This is a genomic window from Micromonospora sp. NPDC051924 (assembly GCF_055586005.1).
This window is the reverse complement of sequence record NZ_JBVJJA010000013.1, coordinates 138,308-157,050: the sequence shown is the minus strand read 5'-3', so window position 1 is coordinate 157,050 and position 18,743 is coordinate 138,308. Positions and strand designations below refer to the sequence as shown.

The window sequence follows — 18,743 nt, the reverse complement described above, 5'->3', positions numbered from 1 at the left end:
ACTCCTTGATCAACGGCGCCGAGGACGGGGTGGGCGTGTCGGGTGGGCGGGGTGGGGAATGGGGACGGGCGCCGCACCCGGTGGGTGCGGCGCCCGTCGTGGGGTCCGTCCGGCGTCAGCGCCGGTCGAGGTTGCCCGCGGTGTCCTCCTCGTAGCTGGCGCCACCGTTGGCCTCGCTGGTCAGCGGCTTGGCGCCGCCCTCCGGCGGGCCGGCCAGGGTCTGCCCGGCGGCCAGCTCGGGGAACTTCAGGTCGAACGCCGGCCGCTCGGAGCGGATCCGCGGCATCCGGTCGAAGTTGCGCAGCGGCGGCGGGGAGCTGGTGGCCCACTCGAGCGAGTTGCCGTGGCCCCACGGGTCGTCGACCTCGACCACCGGGCCGGCCTTGTACGACTTCCAGCAGTTCCAGATGAACGGCAGGGTCGAGATACCGGTGATGAACGCGCCGATCGTGGAGATCGTGTTCAACGTGGTGAAGCCGTCGCTGGGCAGGTAGTCGGCGTACCGCCGCGGCATGCCCTCGTTGCCCAGCCAGTGCTGCACCAGGAAGGTGGTGTGGAAGCCGATCATGGTGAGCCAGAAGTGGATCTTCCCCAGCCGCTCGTCGAGCATCCGGCCGAACATCTTCGGGAACCAGAAGTAGATGCCGGAGAAGACGGCGAACACGATCGTGCCGAAGAGCACGTAGTGGAAGTGCGCCACCACGAAGTACGAGTCGGACAGGTGGAAGTCCAGCGGCGGGCTGGCCAGCAGCACGCCGGTCAGACCACCGAAGAGGAAGGTCACCAGGAAGCCGACCGCGAAGAGCATCGGCGCCTCGAAGGAGATCTGGCCCCGCCACATGGTGCCGATCCAGTTGAAGAACTTCATGCCGGTCGGCACCGCGATCAGGTAGCTGAGGAAGCTGAAGAACGGCAGCAGCACCTGACCGGTGACGAACATGTGGTGCGCCCAGACGCTCATCGACAGGGCGGCGATGGAGATGGTCGCGGCGACCAGGCCCTTGTAGCCGAAGATCGGCTTCCGAGAGAAGACCGGGATGACCTCGGAGATGATGCCGAAGAACGGCAGCGCGATGATGTAGACCTCGGGGTGCCCGAAGAACCAGAACAGGTGCTGCCAGAGCATCGGGCCGCCGGTGGCCGGGTCGTACACGTGGGCGCCGATCAGGCGGTCCGCGGCGAGCGCGAAGAGCGCGGCGGCCAGCAGCGGGAAGACCAGGATCGCCAGCAGGCTGGTGACCAGCATGTTCCAGGTGAAGATCGGCATCCGGAACATGGTCATGCCGGGCGCCCGCAGGGTCAGAATCGTGGTGATCATGTTGACCGAGCCGAGGATCGTGCCCAGACCGGAGATGGCCAGACCGACGATCCACATGTTGGCCCCGACGCCCGGGGAGTTCGCCGCGTTGCTCAGCGGCGTGTAGGCGAACCAGCCGAAGTCGGCGGCGCCGCCGGGGGCGACGAAGCCTGCGGTGGCCATCGCGCCGCCGAACAGGTACAGCCAGTAGGCGAACGAGTTCAGCCGCGGGAACGACACGTCGGGCGCGCCGATCTGCAGCGGCACCACGTAGTTGCCGAAGGCGAACACGATCGGCGTCGCGAAGAACAGCAGCATGATCGTGCCGTGCATCGTGAAGAGCTGGTTGAACTGCTCGGGCGACAGGAACTGCAGGCCCGGACGCGCCAGTTCGGCGCGCATGATCAGGGCCATCAGGCCGCCGATCATGAAGAACGCGAACGCGGTGACCATGTACATGATCCCGATCTGCTTCGCGTCCGTGGTGCGCAGCAGCCGCGCGATGGCCGACCCCTTGACCGGCTCGCGGACCGGCCAGGGCCGGGTCACGACCGGCTTGGGTGCGACGGTGGTCACGAGTGGCCTCCGGTTCTCGGTTGTCCCGCTCGGCACGCGCTGGTTTTCTGCGCAGCCGTCATCCGCAAGGAGGATAGTCCCCGGCAGGTGGGGGTGCCGCGTGGGGTGGGCGGCTACGATCACCGGCCGCCACCGCCGGGGGCTCAGAGCGGGTCCACCAGCAACCGGTAGTGCTCCTGGAAGATTCGTCCGCCGCGTCCGCGCAGCAGCGGGTCGCGCAGCGCCGGCGGCACGTCCCGGGTCCGGTTGCGGTCCCGGGTCCGGTCCCGCACCCATCGGGTACGCGGCCGACGGCGGCTCTCGTACGCGAGAAGCGCGGCGTCCACGCTGCCGGCGGCCCTGAGCGACTCGGCGAGCACGACGGCGTCCTCCAGCGCCATCGCGGCGCCCTGGGAGAGGGTCGGCGCGGTGGCGTGGGCGGCGTCCCCGACGAGGAGTACCCGGCCGTGGAACCAGCGGCCCAGCTCGACCTCCTCGGTGCGCTCCACGTGCACCCGGTCGAGCGCGGTCAGCACCTCGGAGACCGGGCCGCCGTAGTCGCCGAACAGCTCGTGCAGCCGGGCGAGGGGGTCGGCCGGGAGTGTGGTGCCGGCCTCGTCGGCGTAGCAGTGCAGCCGGCCGGCCCCGATCGGCACCACCAGGAAGCCGGCGCGCTGGCCGAGCAGCGCGGTCCAGTCGGCGACCCGGGGCCCGCCCCGGACCACGGCCCGGTAGACGACCTGGCCGGCCGGGCGGGGCGGGCCGCCGAGCGCGGCCAGGGTCCGCACCGCGGAGCGCGGCCCGTCAGCGCCGATCACGAGGTCGTACTCGGCGCAGGTGCCGTCCCTGAAGCCGACCGCGACGCCGCCAGGCAGGGGTTCGACGGTGCTGACCTCGGCGCCGTGCCGGACCGCGCCGCCGGCCCCGGTGAGCAGGACGCGGTGCAACTCGGCGCGGGGCAGGGCCCGGCACTCGCCCACCCCGGCCCAGAGGGCGTCGAGGTCGACCTCGCAGAGCGGTGCACCGGCGGCGTCGAGGAAGCGCTGCCGGTGGATGATCTGGCCGAGCGGGCGTACCGGGCCGTCGAGGCCCAGCCGGCGCAGCGCCCGCGCCGCGTTGCCCGGGAGATAGAGGCCGATGTCGGCGTGCTCGTCGGGCGGCAGCTTCTCGGTGACGTCGGGCCGGAACCCCGCAAGGCGTAGCGCCCGGGCCACGGCGAGACCGGCGATGCCCGCGCCGACGACGAGGATGCGCAGGGGGGAGCCACCCATGGTGGTGTACGCCTCCGGAGGGGTTCGGAACGCGTTGGAGGCAAGACACTACTCGCCGCAACCGCCGCACGGTAGGTCCCAACGGCCCTGGCGCGGCCACTGCTCGGCGTCGAGCCGCGCTCCCGCAGGCGGGAGTCCCGCGCCGACCGGAGGAGCGCCGGAGCACGAGCACGCTGCGACCGCGACCTCCCACGGATCGCGTCCGCGGACCTCGAGTCAACCGGTGCAGTTGCACAACGCTTTCAGCCATGTAAATGTGTTGTTCTGAACTTGGGAGCGCTCCCGCACGTACCTCCCCACCCGTCCCCGGCGCCCCGCGCCGCAGCCAAGGAGCATCATGAAGCGTCCACTGAGGGCCGTCGCGGCCGCCGGTCTGCTGGCCGCCGGCTCGATCGTCGCCGTCATCCTCGGCGGCAACGCCTCCGCCGACACCCAGATCTGCGACCAGTACGGGTCGACCACCATCGGCGGCAGGTACGTCGTGCAGAACAACCGCTGGGGCACCAGCGCCCAGCAGTGCATCAACGTGACCTCCACCGGCTTCTCCATCACCCGGCAGGACGGCGTCGGCTCGACCAGCGGCGCGCCGGTCTCGTACCCGTCGATCTTCGTCGGCTGCCACTACACGAACTGCTCGCCCGGCACCAACCTGCCGGTCCAGGTGAAGAACATCAGCAGCGCGCCGAGCAGCATCAGTTACAACTACGTCAGCGGCGCCACCTACGACGCCTCCTACGACATCTGGCTCGACCCCACGCCGAAGAAGGACGGGGTGAACCAGATGGAGATCATGATCTGGCTCAACCGGCAGGGCTCCATCCAGCCCATCGGCTCGTCCGTGGGCAACGCCAGCATCGCCGGCCGGACCTGGGAGGTCTGGCGGGGCAGCAACGGCTCCAACAACGTCATCTCGTACCTGGCGCCGTCCGCGATCCCCAGCATGAGCTTCGACGTCATGGCGTTCATCAACGACACGAAGAACCGGGGCGCGATCACCAGCGACTGGTACCTCACCAGCATCCAGGCCGGCTTCGAGCCGTGGCAGGGCGGCGTGGGCCTCGCGGTCAACTCGTTCTCGCAGGACGTCAACACCGGCGGCAGCACCACCCCGCCGAGCCCGACCAGCAGCCCGACGCCGACCTCGTCGCCCACCACCAACCCGCCGTCCGGCAGCGCGTGCTCGGTGAAGTACACCCCCACCAGCATCTGGAACAACGGCTTCACCACCGACATGGTGATCACCAACACCGGCTCCGGCACGGTCAACGGCTGGACGCTCACCTACAACCTGCCCTCCGGGCAGACGGTCACCAGCGCCTGGAACGCCACGGTGACCCAGAGCGGGTCCGCGGTGACCGCGAAGAACGTCAGCTACAACGGCACGCTGTCGCCGGGCGCCTCCACCAGCTTCGGCTACCAGGCCACGCTGAGCGGCGCGTACTCCTCGCCGACCAGCTTCTCGCTCAACGGGGTGACCTGCACCAAGGCCTGAGCATCCCCCGGTTGCAAGAAGGGGCGTGACCTGACGGTCACGCCCCTTCCCGTGTCGTCTCCGCCGGCGGAGACGTCCCAGCCGCTATGCGCCGTCCAGTTTCATCTCGACACCCACTGCGATCGCCTCGAAATCCCTTTTCAGGACGGAGAGATCGTCGACGGTCTCCCATCGGATCAACGACCCACGCGAGTCGGTCTCGAAGAGGAAGCAGCGCCCGGCGTTGACGATGAACACGCCGTACTGGCTGTCGTCCTCACCGCTGACGAGCCCGGCCAGCAGGGTGCCGGCCGGCGACAGGCCCTTGGCGGTCAGGATCTCGCGGATGTCGGAGAAAGTCGCAGTCATCCCGCATGAGGTCCGTCAGCTCACTGACCTCCCGGCGCAGCAGTTTTTCTCTTCGCATGGACCCACGCCCGCCGTGCACCTGCCCCGCCATCCGACCAGACCCTCGTGTCAGCTACCCAGCGCGTCGATGTCGCGCATCTCCTCGGCGGTCAGCGAGAAGCCGAAGACGTCGGCGTTGGCCCGGATCCGCTCCGGGGTCACCGACTTGGGGATCACCACGATCTCGTGGTCGATGTGCCAACGGAGCACCACCTGCGCCGGGGAGACGTCGTGCGCCTGGGCGATCCGCGCCAGCACCGGGTCGGACAGGTCACTGGTCTTGAAGGGGCTGTAGCCCTCCAGCACCACGCCCCGGTCCTTGTGGGCGGCGTGCACCTGGCGGTCGTACAGGGACGGGCTCCAGCGGATCTGGTTGACCGCCGGGGTCTCCTCGGTGGCCTGGATCAGCTCGTCGATCTGCGCGATCGAGTAGTTGCTGACCCCGACGGTCCGGACCAGGTTCTCGTCCCGGGCGGCCAGCAGTTCCCGCCACGCCGGGATGCTGTCCCCCGGCGAGGACGGCGGCCAGTGGATCAGCCAGAGGTCGACGTACTCGATGTCCAGGGCGGCCAGGCTCGCCTCGAGGGTCTCCCGCTCGCGGCCGATCCGCTCGGGCGGCAGCTTCGTGGTGACGAAGACGTCCTCCCGGCGCAGCCCGCTCTCCTTGACCGCCCGGCCGACCTCCTTCTCGTTGCCGTACATCGTGGCGGTGTCGATGTGCCGGTACCCGGCGTCCAGGGCGGCGAGCACGGCGTCGTACCCGGCCTCGCCGGTGGCCTGCCAGGTGCCGAAGCCGAGCAGCGGCATCCGGACGTCGCCGGCGAGGGGAACGGTGGGCTGGTCGAGGTCCATACCGACGCTTCTACCCGTGATCGCCGCACCCATGCCGGCGACGCGCCGGAGGGCGGGGAAACGGACGGAAGCACCGGGAACCGGGCGATCGGGCCGGGTGTGCCGCAGAATGCGGGGGTGGGCGACCGGCTGGAGGAGTACCGGCGGAAACGGGACGCGGCGCGTACCCCGGAGCCGGTGCCGGAGCCGGCCCCGGAGCGGAAGCGGACCTCCCGCCGCAAGCAGCGTTTCGTCATCCAGCAGCACCACGCCCGCAGCCTGCACTGGGACCTGCGGCTGGAGCACGACGGCGTGCTGGCCTCCTGGGCGGTGCCGCGCGGCCTGCCCCGCGACCCCGGGCGCAACCACCTCGCCGTGCACACCGAGGACCACCCGATGGAGTACCTCACCTTCCACGGCGAGATCCCGGCCGGCGAGTACGGCGGCGGGAAGATGACCGTCCACGACACCGGGACGTACCGCGCGGAGAAGTGGCGCGACGACGAGGTGATCGTGGTGCTCGACGGGAGGCGGACGAAGGGCCGGTACGTGCTGTTCGCCACCGGCGGCCGGGGCCGGGACTGGATGGTCCGCCGCACCGACCCGGCCCCGGATGGCTGGACGCCGATGCCCGACCTGGTCCGCCCGATGCACGCCACCGTCGGGAAGCGGCTGCCGAAGGACGCCGACGCGTGGGGGTACGAGCTGCGCTGGGACGGGATCCGGGCGATGGCGTACGTCTCCGGTGGCCGACTGCGGCTGGTCGACGGGACCGACGAGGAGATCAGCGGGGGGTATCCCTGGCTGCGCGGCATGGCCGAGGCACTGGCGCCGACCGAGGCGGTGCTGGACGGCGTGCTGGTCCGGATCGACCCGGCCGGCCGGGTGCACCCGCCCAGCAAGCGAGACGGCCAGTTCCTCGCCGTGGACCTGCTCTGGCTGGAGGGCGCGACCAGCACCGACCTGCCGTACGCGCAGCGCCGCGAGCTGCTCGACGGTCTGGCGCTGACCGGTAAGCACTGGCAGACTCCGCCGTGGTTCCCGGGCGTCGGCGCGGATGCCCTGCGGACCGCCCGCGAACAGGGGCTCCCGGGCGTGCTGGCCAAGCGCCTCGACTCCCCGTACGAGCCGGGTCGGCGCAGCCGGCACTGGCTGAGCATCGACGCGAGCTGAGGAGCAGCATGTACCTCACGCATCTGGAATGCCCGCGCTGCGGCCTCGAACGTCCGGCGGACAAGTTGCAGAACCTGTGCGACTGCGGCTCCCCGTTGCTGGCCCGCTACGACCTGGCCGCGGTGGCCGCGTCGCTGACCCCCGAGCAGTTCGGCCTGCGCCCGGCCGACCTGTGGCGCTACCGGGAGCTGCTGCCGGTGACCGACCCCCGGTTCGTGACCACGCTGGGCGAGGGCTGGACTCCCCTGCTGCGCGCCCCCGCGTACGGCCAGGAGATCGGGATCCCGGACCTGATCGTGAAGGACGAGGGGCTGACCCCGACCGGGTCGTTCAAGGCCCGGGGCGCGGCGGTCGGCGTGAGCCGGGCCCGGGAGCTGGGCGTCGAGCGGATCGCCATGCCGACCAACGGCAACGCCGGGGCGGCCTGGGCGACGTACGCGGCCCGGGCCGGGATGGGCGCGACCATCGCCATGCCGCTCGACGCGCCGACCATCTGCCGGCGGGAGTGCCGGGCGGCCGGGGCCGACCTGCGCCTGGTGGACGGCCTGATCAGCGACGCCGGCCGGTGGGTGGCCCGGCTGGTCGGCGAGTCGGGCGGGCGGATCTTCGACGCCGGCACGCTGCGCGAGCCGTACCGCCTGGAGGGCAAGAAGACCATGGGGTACGAGATCGTCGAGCAGCTCGGCTGGCAGGTGCCCGACGTGATCATCTATCCCACCGGCGGCGGCGTGGGTCTGATCGGCATCCACAAGGCGCTGCACGAGCTGCGCGAGCTGGGCTGGGTGGAGGACCGGCTGCCCCGCCTCGTCGCCGTGCAGTCCACCGGGTGCGCCCCGATCGTCCGGGCGTTCGCGGCCGGGGAGCCGCGGGCCACCCCCTGGGCGGAGGCGCACACCGTGGCGTTCGGCATCACCGTGCCGGCCCCGCTCGGCGACGAGCTGATCCTGACCGCGCTGCGGGAGAGCAGCGGCACCGCGATCGCGGTCGACGACGCGGAGATCCTCGCCGACCTGCGCGACTTCGCCGCCCGGGAAGGGCTGCTGCTCTGCCCGGAGGGCGCCGCCTGCCTGACCGCCGCCCGGCATTTGCGGGCCGGGGGCTGGATCCGGGCCGGCGAGCGGGTGGTGGTGCTGAACACCGGCGCGGGCCTCAAGTACCCGGAGACGGTGGACGTCTCGGACGTACCGACGGTGTGACGCGGGCTCAGTCGGTGCTCGGATCGGTCAGTCGCCAGGCCGCGTTGATTAGGCCGATGTGGGACAGTGCCTGCGGCGTGTTGCCGAGCTGCGCGCCGTTCTCCAGGTCGATCTGCTCGGCGAACAGGCCCAGGTCGTTGGCGTGGCCGAGGACCTGCTCGAACAGTGCCGCGGCGCGGTCCGGCTGCCCCGCCATGACCAGGCACTCCACCAGCCAGAAGGAGCAGAGCACGAAGCCCGCCGGGTCGGTGTTCCAGCGCCGGACCAGGCCGTCGTCGGTGCCCAGCTCACGCGCGACCACCTCGATGGTGGAGCGCATCCGCGGGTCGGTGGCCGGCAGGAAGCCCACCACCGGCAGGAACAGCGCCGAGGCGTCCAGCTCCGCCGACCCGAACGCGCCGGTGTACGCGCCGATCCGCTCGTTCCACCCCTCGCGCAGCACGGTCGAGCGGATCTCGTCGCGGATGGCCGCCCAGCGGCGCGGGTCGGCCCGTTCCCCGAGCCGGGGCGCCAGCGCCACCGCCCGGTCCAGGGCCAGCCAGCAGAGCGCCTTGGAGGACACGTAGTGCCGCTCGGCGTCGCGGGTCTCCCACATGCCCCGGTCCGGCAACCGCCAGGTCGACGCGACCTGCTCGGCCAGCCCGACCACCATCTCGCGCAGCTCCTCCTCGAACGTCTCGCCGAGGTAGTCATGCAGCCGCCAGACCGCCGCGATCACCTCGCCGGGTACGTCCAGCTGCCGCTGCCGCCAGGCGTCGTTGCCGATCCGCACCGGCCCGCTGTCGGCGTATCCGCGCAGGTGGACGCACTCGTGCTCGGAGAGGTCCCGCTCCCCCTCCAGCCCGAACAGCACCGGCACCGGGTGGTCGCCGATCCGGCCGATCGAGCGGGCCGCCCAGGCGAACAGCCGGGACGCCTCGTCCGGGCAGGCCGCCACCCAGAGGGCACGCATGGTCATCGCGAAGTCGCGCAGCCACGAGTAGCGGTAGTCGTAGTTGCGGTCGCCGCCGAGCTGCTCGGGCAGCGAGGTGGTCAGTGCCGCGGCCACCGCGCCGCTGCGGGCGTAGGTGAGGCCGGTCAGCACGGTCGCGCTGTCGCGGACCTGCTCCGGATAGCGGCCCGGGTACCGGTGGCTCTCCCGGAACGCCTCCCACGCCTGCGCCGTCTCGCTCAGCGCGACGAGCGGGTCCAGCCGGGCCGGCGGGTCCCCGTAGACCCCCGCGTACGCCAGGTCGAAGGCGACGGTCTGGCCGGCGGCCACCTCGAAGGTGTGCGTCACGCGGTCACGGTCGTGGCGGAGCACCTGACCGGTGCCGCGCAGCATCAGCGCCACCGGCCCGGCGGTGGCCAGCACCCCACCCTCGGGCTGGTCGTGCAGGTACGGGGTGAGCAGCCCGTACTCGGGCCGCGGGGCGAAGTCGAGATGCATGCGGACCCGCCCGGAAAGCCCCTCGACCACCCGGAGCAGCACGGCGGGCGAGTTCATGCCCAGCTGGTGACCCCGGGCGCCCAGCTCGGCGGCGAGCGCGTCGGTGACCGCGACGCTCCCCTCCGGGGTGTGGTGGACAGTCCGCAGCACCAGCGTGTCCGGCCGGTACGCCCGCTCCATCCGACCGGCGGCCAGCGGGGCGATCCGCCAGTGCCCGCCGGCCGGGTCGAGCAGGCGGGCGAAGACCGCCGGGGAGTCGAACCGGTCCGGGCACCACCAGTCGATCGAGCCGTCCCGGCCGACCAGGGCCCCGGAGCGGCAGTCGGAGAGGAATCCGTAGTCGGAGATCGCCGGCTGGTGCGCCACCCGCTGCGGGTACCCGGGCCCGTCCGGTTCAGACCGCGCCGGTCAGGCGGTGGGCGGCTCGTCCCGGCCGGCGGCCTCCGCCGCGTCGGCCTCCTCCTTGGTCCGGTGCACGGCCCCGTCCGCGTGGTCGGGCGGCCCGTAGACGGTGTAGAGGACGAGCGGGTTGGGGCCGGTGTTGACGAAGTTGTGCTTCGTACCGGCCGGTACGACCACCAGGTCGCCGGCGACGACCTCCTTCTTCTCACCCGCCACCCGGGCCTCACCGGTCCCACTGACGAAGGTGAGGATCTGGTCGATCCCTTCGTGGACCTCCTCGCCGATCTCGCCGCCCGGCGGAATCGTCATGATCACCAGCTGGGTGTGCCGCCCGGTCCAGAGCACCCGCCGGAAGTCCGGGCTCTTCTCGGCGACGGTCGCGATCGTGAAATGCTCCATGGCGCGCACATACCCGGTACGCCCTCGGGTCACGCCGGGAATCGCAAATGGTGGAATTCGCCTGCCACCCCCGGTTTGGATCCCCGCTGGCCGGGCATCTGCTGCCTAGGACCGGCATGCGTGCCGGTCGAGCCAGGTCCCCGCTTTCGTACCGCCGTACGGCTGCGGTGGTGGGAGACGGCCAGAGCGCGGCGACGTTACGACCTCGGTCGGGCGGCGCCGTGCGCTCGTCTGTGCACCCGTTCCGCCCAACGCCCCGCCAGCCAAGGAGTCCGGAAGGGTCAGTCGTGAGTTTCCGATTCCGGCGTACCGTCGACGCAGCGTAGCCGCAGTTCGTGTTCCTCGTCCGAGCCGACGAAGCGCACCTTCACGTGGTCGTCCGGCCCCCGCTCGACCTCCTTCACCCGGTAGCCCTGGGCCGGCGTCCAGGAGACCAGGCGCACGCCGGACGGTACGCACTCGGCCAGCGCGCGGCCGCCGGGGCCGGCGAAGCCGCGCCGCGCCCCGCCGGTCGCCGTGGGACTCGGCACGGCCGTCCGGTGTGGAGCGTCGAGGTCGTCCGGGACGGCGTCCGGTACGAGGTCGAAGTGGACCGCGGCGACGGCACCGTGGTCGGGGCCGAGTGGAAGCGGACCGACGACCACGGCGGCGACCGCGCCGGTGACGACGACTGATCCGCACCGTGGTCCGGGCCCGTGCGGTGCGTCGTGCGGCCCGGGCCCGGACGTGGTCAGCACGCGAGGTCGGCATCCGCCCGTTCATGCCATCGCCATCGGTCGATCGCCGTCAACGACGTCCCGAAAGCCCTGGGATACATTGAAGTATGGTGCCCGCCCACGGGGGTCGGGCGGCGGAACCGGTCTACCGCCCCATACTGGTCGGCCGCCGGGGTGAGCTGGAGGCGCTGGCCCATCTCGACGACGCCTCCGTTCCGCTGCTCGCCCCGGTCATCGACGTCCACGTGGTCGACCCGTGCACGGTGGAGCTGCTGGGCCGGTTGCCGGCCGGGCTGCTCCCCGCCGTCGATGTCTCGGCCCTGGACGTTCCGGAGAGTGAACCGGTCCGTTGGGGCGTACCCCTGCTGCCGGTGATCGGGCTCGCGGAGAGCGACCGCCGGCTGGTGGCGCACGGCGCGGCGGCACGGGCGTACGCCCGGCGGGCAGTGGTGCGGCTGCGGGTCGGTCAGGTCCGGGCCGGCCCGGACGCGACGACGGCGGCGGTGGAACGGGTGTGGCGACTCGTCCGGCTGGCGCCCGAGCAGTGCGACCTGCTCGTTGACGCGGCGGACGTGTGCTGCCCGGCCGACGTCCGCCTGGCCGGGCCCCGGGTCCGACGGCTGGTCGAGTGGGCCCGGCGGCACGCCTGGCGCTCGGTCACCGTGGTGGCCGGCGGGATGCCGCCGACGCTGGCCCGCCTCCCCACCGACGAGCCGGTCCGGCTGGACCGCTTCGACTGGCAGCTCTGGCAGGGCCTGGCTGATCTCGGAGTCGGCTACGGCGACTACGGGGTGGGCCCGGCTGCGCCGGACCCGGACGGGCCGGGCGACCGGCTGCCGACGCTGCGCTACACCACGGACGGGGCATGGTGGATCTACCGCTGGTCCCGGCGGGGCGGGCGGGGCGACGAACGCCTCGCCGACCTGTGCCGGACGCTGGTGTCGGCGCCGTGGTGGCCGGTGGCCGGGGCCGGCTTTTCGTGGGGCGACCACGAGATCCTGCGCCGGGCGCGGCGCGGCGCCGGGGCCGGGTCACCGGCGAACTGGATCGCCTGGAGCACGTCGCACCACCTGGCGCACGTGCTGGCCACGCTGCGGGAGCCGCGCGGCGGGCCGTGGCGCGCCGGACCGGACGTGACCGCCCGGGGCCGCCCCGGCCGGCCGCCTCGCGGCGGCGAGCACCGCCGGGCCGGCTGAGTCCGTCACTCCTTCTCGGTGAAGCCGAACTGCACGATCCCCTCGTCGTCGACGACCGCGTCAACGGAGGTGTCGTTGAGCAGCTCGGCGGCGTCGGGGTCGAGGAAGATCCGGGCGCCCTGGTTGTCGACCACCTGGTCGCCCTGGGTCGGCTCCTCCACCAGCTCGATGGAGAGCGACCCGGCGTCGGTGTCGGCGGCGATCCGCAGTCCGCCGGCCTCGGCGACGTCCTGCTGTGTGGCCAGGTCGCGGATCACCAGGACGGCGTTGTCGGTCATGGTCAGCATGGCGGAACTCCTCATGGCTGCTGCGGGATTCGGGGCGGGTCGACACGGACCCACGGCGCCCCCGGGAACGGCGAATCGGTCTTCGCCCGGCAGAACGGGGCAGCTCGAACGGGCCCCTTCGCCTACGGTCCCCCCTGGCCCGCCATCCGTCAAATAGAGCCGGGTCAGTCGACAGCGTGCCGGCGCGTCCCGGCCACGAACGGGTGACCAGGGGTTTCCGGCTCCGGATCGGGGGTAACCGAGGGGGCTTCGGAAATAACTTTCGCCGTGGGCCCTTCTCCGGAAGAAAGCTCCATGGCAGCATCGACGCATGCATCGTCGTCTCTTCCCCCGGGCGCTCGCGGTGCTGGCGCTGGTCGCCACCGCGGCCGTCGCCAGCGCGCCCACCGCCACGGCCGACGCGCCCACCCCGGCGCAGCTACGGCTGAACGCGACCATCGACGCGGTCCTCGCCGACCCCCGGCTGGACGGGGCACAGGCGGGGGTGGTCGTGGTGGACACCACCACCGGGCGGACCCTCTACGACCGGAACGGGGAACGGCGTCTGGTGCCGGCCTCCAACACCAAGCTGCTCACCTCGACCGCCGCGATGGAACTGCTCGGCCCCGGCCACCGCTTCACCACCGACGTGGCCAGCGACGGCGCACGCCGGGCCGGGCTGCTCTCCGGCGACCTCTACCTGCGCGGCGGCGGTGACCCGACCATGCTGGCCACGGACTACGACCGGCTGGCCGCGCGGGTGGCCGCCGAGGGGGTCCGGGTGGTGACGGGCAACCTGGTCGCCGACGACACCCGCTACGACCGGACCCGGCTCGGCCCGGACTGGACCTGGGACGACGAGTCCTACTACTACGCCGCCCAGGTGTCGGCGCTGACCGTCGCGCCGGACACCGACTACGACGCGGGCACGGTGATCGTGCACGCCACCCCGGGCGGCGAGGCCGGCGCCCGTCCGGAGATCACCATGACCCCGCCCAACGGGTGGCTGCGGATCGAGAACCGGGCCGAGACGGTGGCCACCGGCGAGACGACCATCTCCTTCGAACGGGAGCACGGCGGCAACACCATCGTGGTGACCGGGCAGATCGCCGCCGGTCAGGCGCCGGAGAGCGACTGGATGACGGTCTGGGAACCGACCGGGTACGCCGCCGACATCTTCCGCTCGGCGCTGCAACGGCACGGGGTACGGGTGCTCGGCCGGACCGTGCTCGGCCGGCCCACCCCGGACGACGCGACGACGGTCGCCCGGCACGACTCGATGCCGCTGTCCGAGCTGATGGTGCCGTTCCTCAAGCTCTCCAACAACGGCCACGCGGAGGTGCTCACCAAGGAGCTGGGTCGGGTGCTCTCGGGCTCCGGCACGTGGGACGCCGGACTGGCCGCGATCGGCAACTATGTCGGCGACTCCGGGATGGACACCGGGACGTTGCGCCAGCGGGACGGCTCCGGCCTGTCCCGACGCAACCTGATCCCGCCGGCCCAGTTCGTCTCGCTGCTGTCCTCGGTACGCGCCGAACCCTGGTTCGACACCTGGTACACGGCCCTGCCGGTGGCCGGCAACGCCGAGCGCTTCGTCGGCGGGACGCTGCGCAGCCGGATGCGGGGCACCGCCGCGGCGAACAACGTGCACGCCAAGACCGGCAGCCTGACCGGCGTGTCCAGCCTCTCCGGCTACGCCACCGACGCCGACGGCCACCTGCTGGCCTTCTCGATCGTGCTCAACAACTACCTGACCTCGTCGGTCAAGGGGTTGGAGGACCAGATCGCGATCGCGCTGGCGTCGTACACCGAGAAGGCGACGACCACGGCGCGGCTGACGGTGCCGACGGCGCCGGAGTCGCCGCGGGTGCCCGAGGGCCTGGAGTGCTCCTGGGTGAAGCCGACCGCGTGCTGAGCCGGGGTGCCCCTGGCCGCGCGGGACCGGGTAGGGGCACCCGTCGCTCAGGCGCCCGGGCGGTGGGGCCGCGGGACGGCGGTCTGGTCGCCGCGCTCGACCAGGGCGTCGATCTCGGCGGACGGCAGCCCGTGCAGCGCGAGCACCCGGCGGCCCCACCGGTGCAGCCGGCACGGGTGCGGGCTGGCGTCATTGCGGCAGATCGTGCCCCCGGACCAGTGCCGCGGCGCGTGGACGACCACCGCCCGCACCGCGAACTGAGCGTCCTCGCCGGTCACGTACAGCGGCAGCGGGGGTCCCCGGATCACCGGCCGCAGCGCGGGCACGGCCGGCGGGTCCGCCGGTGATGGCTCAGCGCGGCGGCCACCAGGCCCCAACCCCAGACCCAGTAGCCGGACTCGGCCACCCAGAAGAAGGCCAGCGGGTAGCGACCGTCCCCCGGGTCGAACGTCCCGGTGACGGTCTCCACGGCGAGCTGGGCGAGGCCGATCCCGAAGTAGCCGACCAGACCCACACCGAAGACCGCCGCCGGCACCAGCAGCAGCATCCGGGGCACGAGCCGGCCGGCCAGCAGCGGCACCCACCCCGGCCAGACGGTCCCCCACCGGTGCACCAGGGCCAGCGGCAGCAGCACCCCGGCGAGCAGGAAGCCCACCTCGAAGAGCGCCGCCGACGGGCCCTGGGCCAGCGGCAGGCCGCTGAAGCCCACCGCCACCTGGGCGGCCAGCCGGACCAGGCAGCCGGCCACCGCGCTCCACGCCGCCATCCGGGCCCAGCGCGGCACCGGGCCGCCCGAGGACCGGCTCCGGCCGCAGCCGCCGCAGTCGCCCCGGTACCGGCGCAGGTGGGCCAGCGCCGCCGCGTGCAGCAGCAACGCACCGGTGACCGCGCCGACCCGGCTGAGGAAGCCGGCCAGGGTGAACGCCGCGGTGAGCTTGAAGATCAGGAAGCCGACCACGTCCAGCAACAGCAGTACGCAGGAGAGCAGCAGTGCCGCCCCGGCCGCCCAGGCCATCCCCGCCAGGACCGGCCGCCAGGCGCGGGCCCGGACCAGCCCGACGCCGACCACCCCCGCGGCGGCGCAGAGCGTCACCGACCACCAGCCGGTGACCACCACCAGGTCGGTGCCGAGCGGCCCGAACGACGGAGCCCCGGCCACCAGCCAGCCCGCCCGCAGGGCACCGTAGCCGACCGCCCACGCCACCAGGGCGTACGCGGGCCAGGCGGCACGGCGCGGGGCCGGGCGGGAACCAGTCGGCGGCGGCAGGGTCTGCGTCATACCGCCACCCTGCCGCCGCCACACGTCCACTCACTCCCGAACCGGAGTGGACCCGCCTCCCCCGGGCGGGGGACCGGCCTCAGCCGACGCGCTCGCGCATCCGCGCGGCGAGAACGGTCAGATCCGTTCCAGCACCACCACCGGGATCTCCCGGTCGGTCTTCGTCTGGTAGTCGTCGTACGCCGGCCAAGCGGCGGTCATGGTCCGCCACATCCGCGGCTTCTCCTCCGGCGTGGCGGTCCGCGCCCGGGCGCGGAACGTCTCCGGGCCGACCTGCACCTGCGCCTCGGGGTCGGCGAGCAGGTTGAGGTACCAGGCCGGATGCTGCGGAGCGCCACCCTGGGAGGCCACCACCAGGTAGGCGTCGCCGTCCCGGCCGTAGATCAACGCGGTGCGCCGCAGCTTGCCGGAGCGGCGGCCGCGGGTGGTCAGCAGCAGCGTCCAGACGCCGGGCCGCCACTCGTGCCCCTCCGCGCCGCCGGTCTCCACGTACCGCCGGATGTGGTCGGCGACCCACCCCTCGGGGCTGTCCAGCACCTGCTCGCCCGCCGTCATCGGTCCCTCCCGGCTCGTCCGTCGACCGTCGCGCCCACGCTACTCGGGACGGGGCCCGGGCGTCGGACGAACGGGGCCTCAGCGCAGCGCGACCGCCTGAAGGCTGACGTTGCCGCAGTCCCCCATGGACTCCTCGACCGTCCAACTCAGCAGCAGCTTCGCGCCCTTCGGCGCGCGGAACCGGATGGTGAACTCGGCGGTCCGCGCGGTGTGCGGATCCTCCAGCCGTACGGTGCTGGCCGGGCCACCACCGGAGATCCGCAGGTCGAGGCGGGCCCGGGCCATCCACAGGCCGGCGTAGAGGCGGACCGTGCGCTCCCGGCCGCCGCCGGTCACGGCGAGGCGGAAGCCGCTACCCGTGTCGCAGGTGTAGACCCCGGACATGGTCCCGCTGGCCGACTCGACCGGCGCGCCGTCCCGCCAGGTGTACGCCTCCGGGTTGTTGCTGTAGCTGACCCGCTCGCCCCGGCCGCCCTCGTCGCGGATCTCACCGGACCCGCCGCGCTTGCGGACCGGCGTACCCGCGCCGAGCAGTCCCCAGTGGACCCAGTCGGTGGGGCCGGCGGCGGTCAGGTCGACCAGCGCCGGAACGTCCGCCTGGCGGACCGTGAGCAGCGGCGGGACCGCCGCCGTGGACGGCGACGGGCTGGGCGACGGCGGGCGCTGCCGGGGTCGCAGCCCCGGTGTCACCACTCCGCTGTCCGCGTCGGGCCCACCCGGGGCGGGCACCTCGGGCCGGCCGGGCGCCGGGCCGGGCAGCACGCCACTGCGCTCCTCCCGGGGCGTCCCGTGCTGCTCGGCGCCCAGGTACACCACGGCCGCGGCGAGGCAGACGAACGCCGCCAGTGCCTCCAGGAGCAAGCGTCGTCGCTGCCGGGTCCGCGCCAGCCGGCGGAACTCCGACCGCGTCCGCCCGTGCGGGTACGACGCCCGATCGTCGACCGGACCGTGGCCTTCCTGCCCCACCTGACCTCCGCTCCCCGCCGCACCCCGGCCGCCGGGACGGGCGGGGCGTGGCCCGCTTCACGTTTCCATCTTTCGGGGGCGATGCGCCATATGTCGGCGGGTGGGAGTTTCCAGTTTGTTACCAGGCGGTAGCGGCGGAGGCTCAACTGACCGTGAGAGCCTCCATGGTCACGCCGTCGTTCTCCCCGCCGACGACGGTCAGCGCCCGCCAGGTGATCAGCAGCTTGGCGCCGCGCGCCGCCCGGAAGTGGATGACGTACTCGTAGAACCGGTCGCCGGCGGCGAGCGCCACCTCGCGGACGGCGGGGTCGCCCCCACTGGAGAGCCGGACGTCGAGCCGGGCGCCCGCGGCGAAGGCACCCACGAAGAGCCGTACCGTCCGCAGGTCGCCGCTGCCGGCGACGCTCAGCGAGAAGCTCCTGCCGGCACCGCGCTGGAAGACCCCGTACCGGATCCCCTCCTGCCGGGCCACCGGCGTGCCGTCGGTCCAGGCGAAGGCGGACACGCTGGCGGCGTGCTCCAGCCGCGCCCCGCCCGGGTCGGCGATCTCCCCGGTGCCGGTCTGCTTGCGCTGCACGCTGCCGCCGCCGAGACCACCCCAGTGGATCCAGTCCCGGGCACCCAGCACGGTCAGGTCCACCAGCGCCGGAACCGGTTGCTGGTCCACGCTGAGCAGCGGGCCGCCCGGGAAGGCCGGATTCCCGGTGACCGGCACGACCGTCGGCGGCGGCGCCGGGGCCGGCGCGGCGGCGGCCGCCGTGGGCAGCGCCGCCGGCGCGGCCGGCTCGCCGTCGGGGCGCGGACCCCGGCCGACGTACGCCAGCACCAGCACCACCGCGGCCAACGTCGCCGCGGCGGCCAGCACCACCCGGCGGCGACGCCGTCGGGCGCGGGCCACCCCGACCCGGGTGACCGGCCCGTCCGGGGCCGCGCCGACGGCCACCCGCACCTTCGCGGCCGCCGGACCGACCAACCCGGCGAGCCGCTCGGCGACGCTCTTCCGGGCCGAGTGCCGGACCGGACCGGTGTCGACGGCCGAGGCGGGCACCGGCTGCGGTACGGCTCCACCGGCGCCCGGGGCGGCTCCGCCGGTCGACGTCGGCATGGCCGGCGGCGCGGTCGTGCCGGCCGGCGGCGCGGTGAACGGGTGGCCGGTCGTCGGGTCGGTGTCTGCCGACGCGGGCGAGACCCCGGGGTCCGGGTCGGTGGGCAGCCGGCGCGGCACGGCCGTCGGTCCCGGCTCCCGGCCCGGCTCGGCCGGTACGGCGGGGAGCCACCCCCCGACCCGGATACCGGTCTGCGTGAGTTCCTCCTCAGCCACCGACCCCTCCCTCGGCCACCGGCACCGGCGGTCGCCCCCGTGGGCCGCCGCAGGGAGAATGACACAGGTCACGATCTGCGAGAAGCTGTCGGCACGA

19 protein-coding genes are annotated in these 18,743 nt (G+C 73.2%); 6 read left to right on the top strand and 13 right to left on the bottom strand.

Annotated elements, in window-relative coordinates; genetic code table 11:
• Positions 1–115 precede the first annotated feature (115 nt).
• Positions 116–1,873: an aa3-type cytochrome oxidase subunit I gene (ctaD, locus tag ACZ6S5_RS13385; RefSeq protein ID WP_466000297.1), complete on the bottom strand. Its 1,758-nt coding sequence runs from the start codon at positions 1,871–1,873 to the stop codon at positions 116–118.
• Positions 1,874–2,016: 143 nt separating this feature from the next.
• Positions 2,017–3,123, bottom strand: coding sequence for an FAD-dependent monooxygenase (locus ACZ6S5_RS13380; protein ID WP_466000295.1), 1,107 nt, complete (start codon positions 3,121–3,123; stop codon positions 2,017–2,019).
• Between the two features lie 337 nt (positions 3,124–3,460).
• Here ACZ6S5_RS13380 and ACZ6S5_RS13375 point away from each other — a divergent pair, with 337 nt between their 5' ends.
• The gene (locus ACZ6S5_RS13375) at positions 3,461–4,615 is read left to right on the top strand and encodes a glycoside hydrolase family 12 protein (RefSeq protein WP_466000293.1); all 1,155 of its coding nucleotides are present in this window, start codon (positions 3,461–3,463) and stop codon (positions 4,613–4,615) included.
• Positions 4,616–4,699: 84 nt separating this feature from the next.
• Here the strand turns inward: ACZ6S5_RS13375 and ACZ6S5_RS13370 are convergent, their stop codons facing one another.
• Together ACZ6S5_RS13370 and ACZ6S5_RS13365 are read right to left on the bottom strand one after the other, a co-directional pair.
• Entirely contained in the window at positions 4,700–4,963 is a 264-nt protein-coding gene (locus ACZ6S5_RS13370; protein ID WP_466000292.1) for a hypothetical protein, read from the bottom strand.
• Positions 4,964–5,071: 108 nt separating this feature from the next.
• Complete coding sequence (locus ACZ6S5_RS13365; RefSeq protein ID WP_466000290.1) at positions 5,072–5,854, bottom strand: aldo/keto reductase; 783 nt, start codon at positions 5,852–5,854, stop codon at positions 5,072–5,074.
• Between the two features lie 117 nt (positions 5,855–5,971).
• Here ACZ6S5_RS13365 and ACZ6S5_RS13360 point away from each other — a divergent pair, with 117 nt between their 5' ends.
• Complete coding sequence (locus ACZ6S5_RS13360; RefSeq protein WP_466000288.1) at positions 5,972–7,006, top strand: DNA polymerase ligase N-terminal domain-containing protein; 1,035 nt, start codon at positions 5,972–5,974, stop codon at positions 7,004–7,006.
• Between the two features lie 8 nt (positions 7,007–7,014).
• Positions 7,015–8,202 carry a threonine synthase gene (locus tag ACZ6S5_RS13355; RefSeq protein WP_466000287.1) on the top strand — a complete coding sequence of 396 codons (1,188 nt, stop codon included), beginning with the start codon at positions 7,015–7,017 and terminating at the stop codon, positions 8,200–8,202.
• 7 nt (positions 8,203–8,209) lie between these two features.
• Here ACZ6S5_RS13355 and ACZ6S5_RS13350 read toward each other — a convergent pair whose 3' ends face one another.
• The 3 genes from ACZ6S5_RS13350 to ACZ6S5_RS13340 all read right to left on the bottom strand — a co-directional run bounded on the left by ACZ6S5_RS13350 (position 8,210) and on the right by ACZ6S5_RS13340 (position 10,962).
• Positions 8,210–9,997 (bottom strand): glycoside hydrolase family 15 protein, encoded by a 1,788-nt coding sequence (locus ACZ6S5_RS13350; RefSeq protein ID WP_466000285.1) that lies wholly within the window; start codon positions 9,995–9,997, stop codon positions 8,210–8,212.
• A 42-nt stretch (positions 9,998–10,039) separates the two neighbouring features.
• Positions 10,040–10,432 carry a cupin domain-containing protein gene (locus ACZ6S5_RS13345; RefSeq protein WP_466000284.1) on the bottom strand — a complete coding sequence of 131 codons (393 nt, stop codon included), beginning with the start codon at positions 10,430–10,432 and terminating at the stop codon, positions 10,040–10,042.
• 281 nt (positions 10,433–10,713) lie between these two features.
• The gene (locus ACZ6S5_RS13340) at positions 10,714–10,962 is read right to left on the bottom strand and encodes a hypothetical protein (protein ID WP_466000282.1); all 249 of its coding nucleotides are present in this window, start codon (positions 10,960–10,962) and stop codon (positions 10,714–10,716) included.
• Positions 10,963–10,971: 9 nt separating this feature from the next.
• Between ACZ6S5_RS13340 and ACZ6S5_RS13335 the strand changes: the two genes are divergently transcribed.
• Positions 10,972–11,106: a hypothetical protein gene (locus tag ACZ6S5_RS13335; protein WP_466000280.1), complete on the top strand. Its 135-nt coding sequence runs from the start codon at positions 10,972–10,974 to the stop codon at positions 11,104–11,106.
• 149 nt (positions 11,107–11,255) lie between these two features.
• Positions 11,256–12,344, top strand: coding sequence for a beta family protein (locus tag ACZ6S5_RS13330; protein WP_466000279.1), 1,089 nt, complete (start codon positions 11,256–11,258; stop codon positions 12,342–12,344).
• A 5-nt stretch (positions 12,345–12,349) separates the two neighbouring features.
• Here the strand turns inward: ACZ6S5_RS13330 and ACZ6S5_RS13325 are convergent, their stop codons facing one another.
• A complete protein-coding gene (locus tag ACZ6S5_RS13325; protein ID WP_466000278.1) occupies positions 12,350–12,631 on the bottom strand; it encodes a HesB/IscA family protein in 282 nt (93 codons plus the stop codon).
• Positions 12,632–12,941: 310 nt separating this feature from the next.
• Between ACZ6S5_RS13325 and dacB the strand changes: the two genes are divergently transcribed.
• Positions 12,942–14,525: a D-alanyl-D-alanine carboxypeptidase/D-alanyl-D-alanine endopeptidase gene (gene dacB / locus ACZ6S5_RS13320; RefSeq protein ID WP_466000277.1), complete on the top strand. Its 1,584-nt coding sequence runs from the start codon at positions 12,942–12,944 to the stop codon at positions 14,523–14,525.
• A 47-nt stretch (positions 14,526–14,572) separates the two neighbouring features.
• Here the strand turns inward: dacB and ACZ6S5_RS13315 are convergent, their stop codons facing one another.
• From ACZ6S5_RS13315 to ACZ6S5_RS13295, 5 genes are all read right to left on the bottom strand, one after another.
• Complete coding sequence (locus ACZ6S5_RS13315) at positions 14,573–14,833, bottom strand: hypothetical protein (RefSeq protein ID WP_466000275.1); 261 nt, start codon at positions 14,831–14,833, stop codon at positions 14,573–14,575.
• On the bottom strand, positions 14,830–15,804 hold the full coding sequence (locus ACZ6S5_RS13310) for a hypothetical protein (RefSeq protein ID WP_466000273.1): 975 nt from the start codon (positions 15,802–15,804) through the stop codon (positions 14,830–14,832). The genes ACZ6S5_RS13315 and ACZ6S5_RS13310 overlap by 4 nt, the downstream gene beginning before the upstream one ends.
• A 117-nt stretch (positions 15,805–15,921) precedes the next feature.
• Positions 15,922–16,359, bottom strand: a complete 438-nt coding sequence (locus tag ACZ6S5_RS13305; RefSeq protein WP_466000271.1) for a nitroreductase family deazaflavin-dependent oxidoreductase — start codon at positions 16,357–16,359, stop codon at positions 15,922–15,924.
• Between the two features lie 78 nt (positions 16,360–16,437).
• Positions 16,438–17,325 carry a hypothetical protein gene (locus ACZ6S5_RS13300; protein ID WP_466000269.1) on the bottom strand — a complete coding sequence of 296 codons (888 nt, stop codon included), beginning with the start codon at positions 17,323–17,325 and terminating at the stop codon, positions 16,438–16,440.
• A gap of 142 nt (positions 17,326–17,467) precedes the next feature.
• Entirely contained in the window at positions 17,468–18,646 is a 1,179-nt protein-coding gene (locus tag ACZ6S5_RS13295) for a hypothetical protein (protein ID WP_466000267.1), read from the bottom strand.
• Positions 18,647–18,743 lie beyond the last annotated feature (97 nt).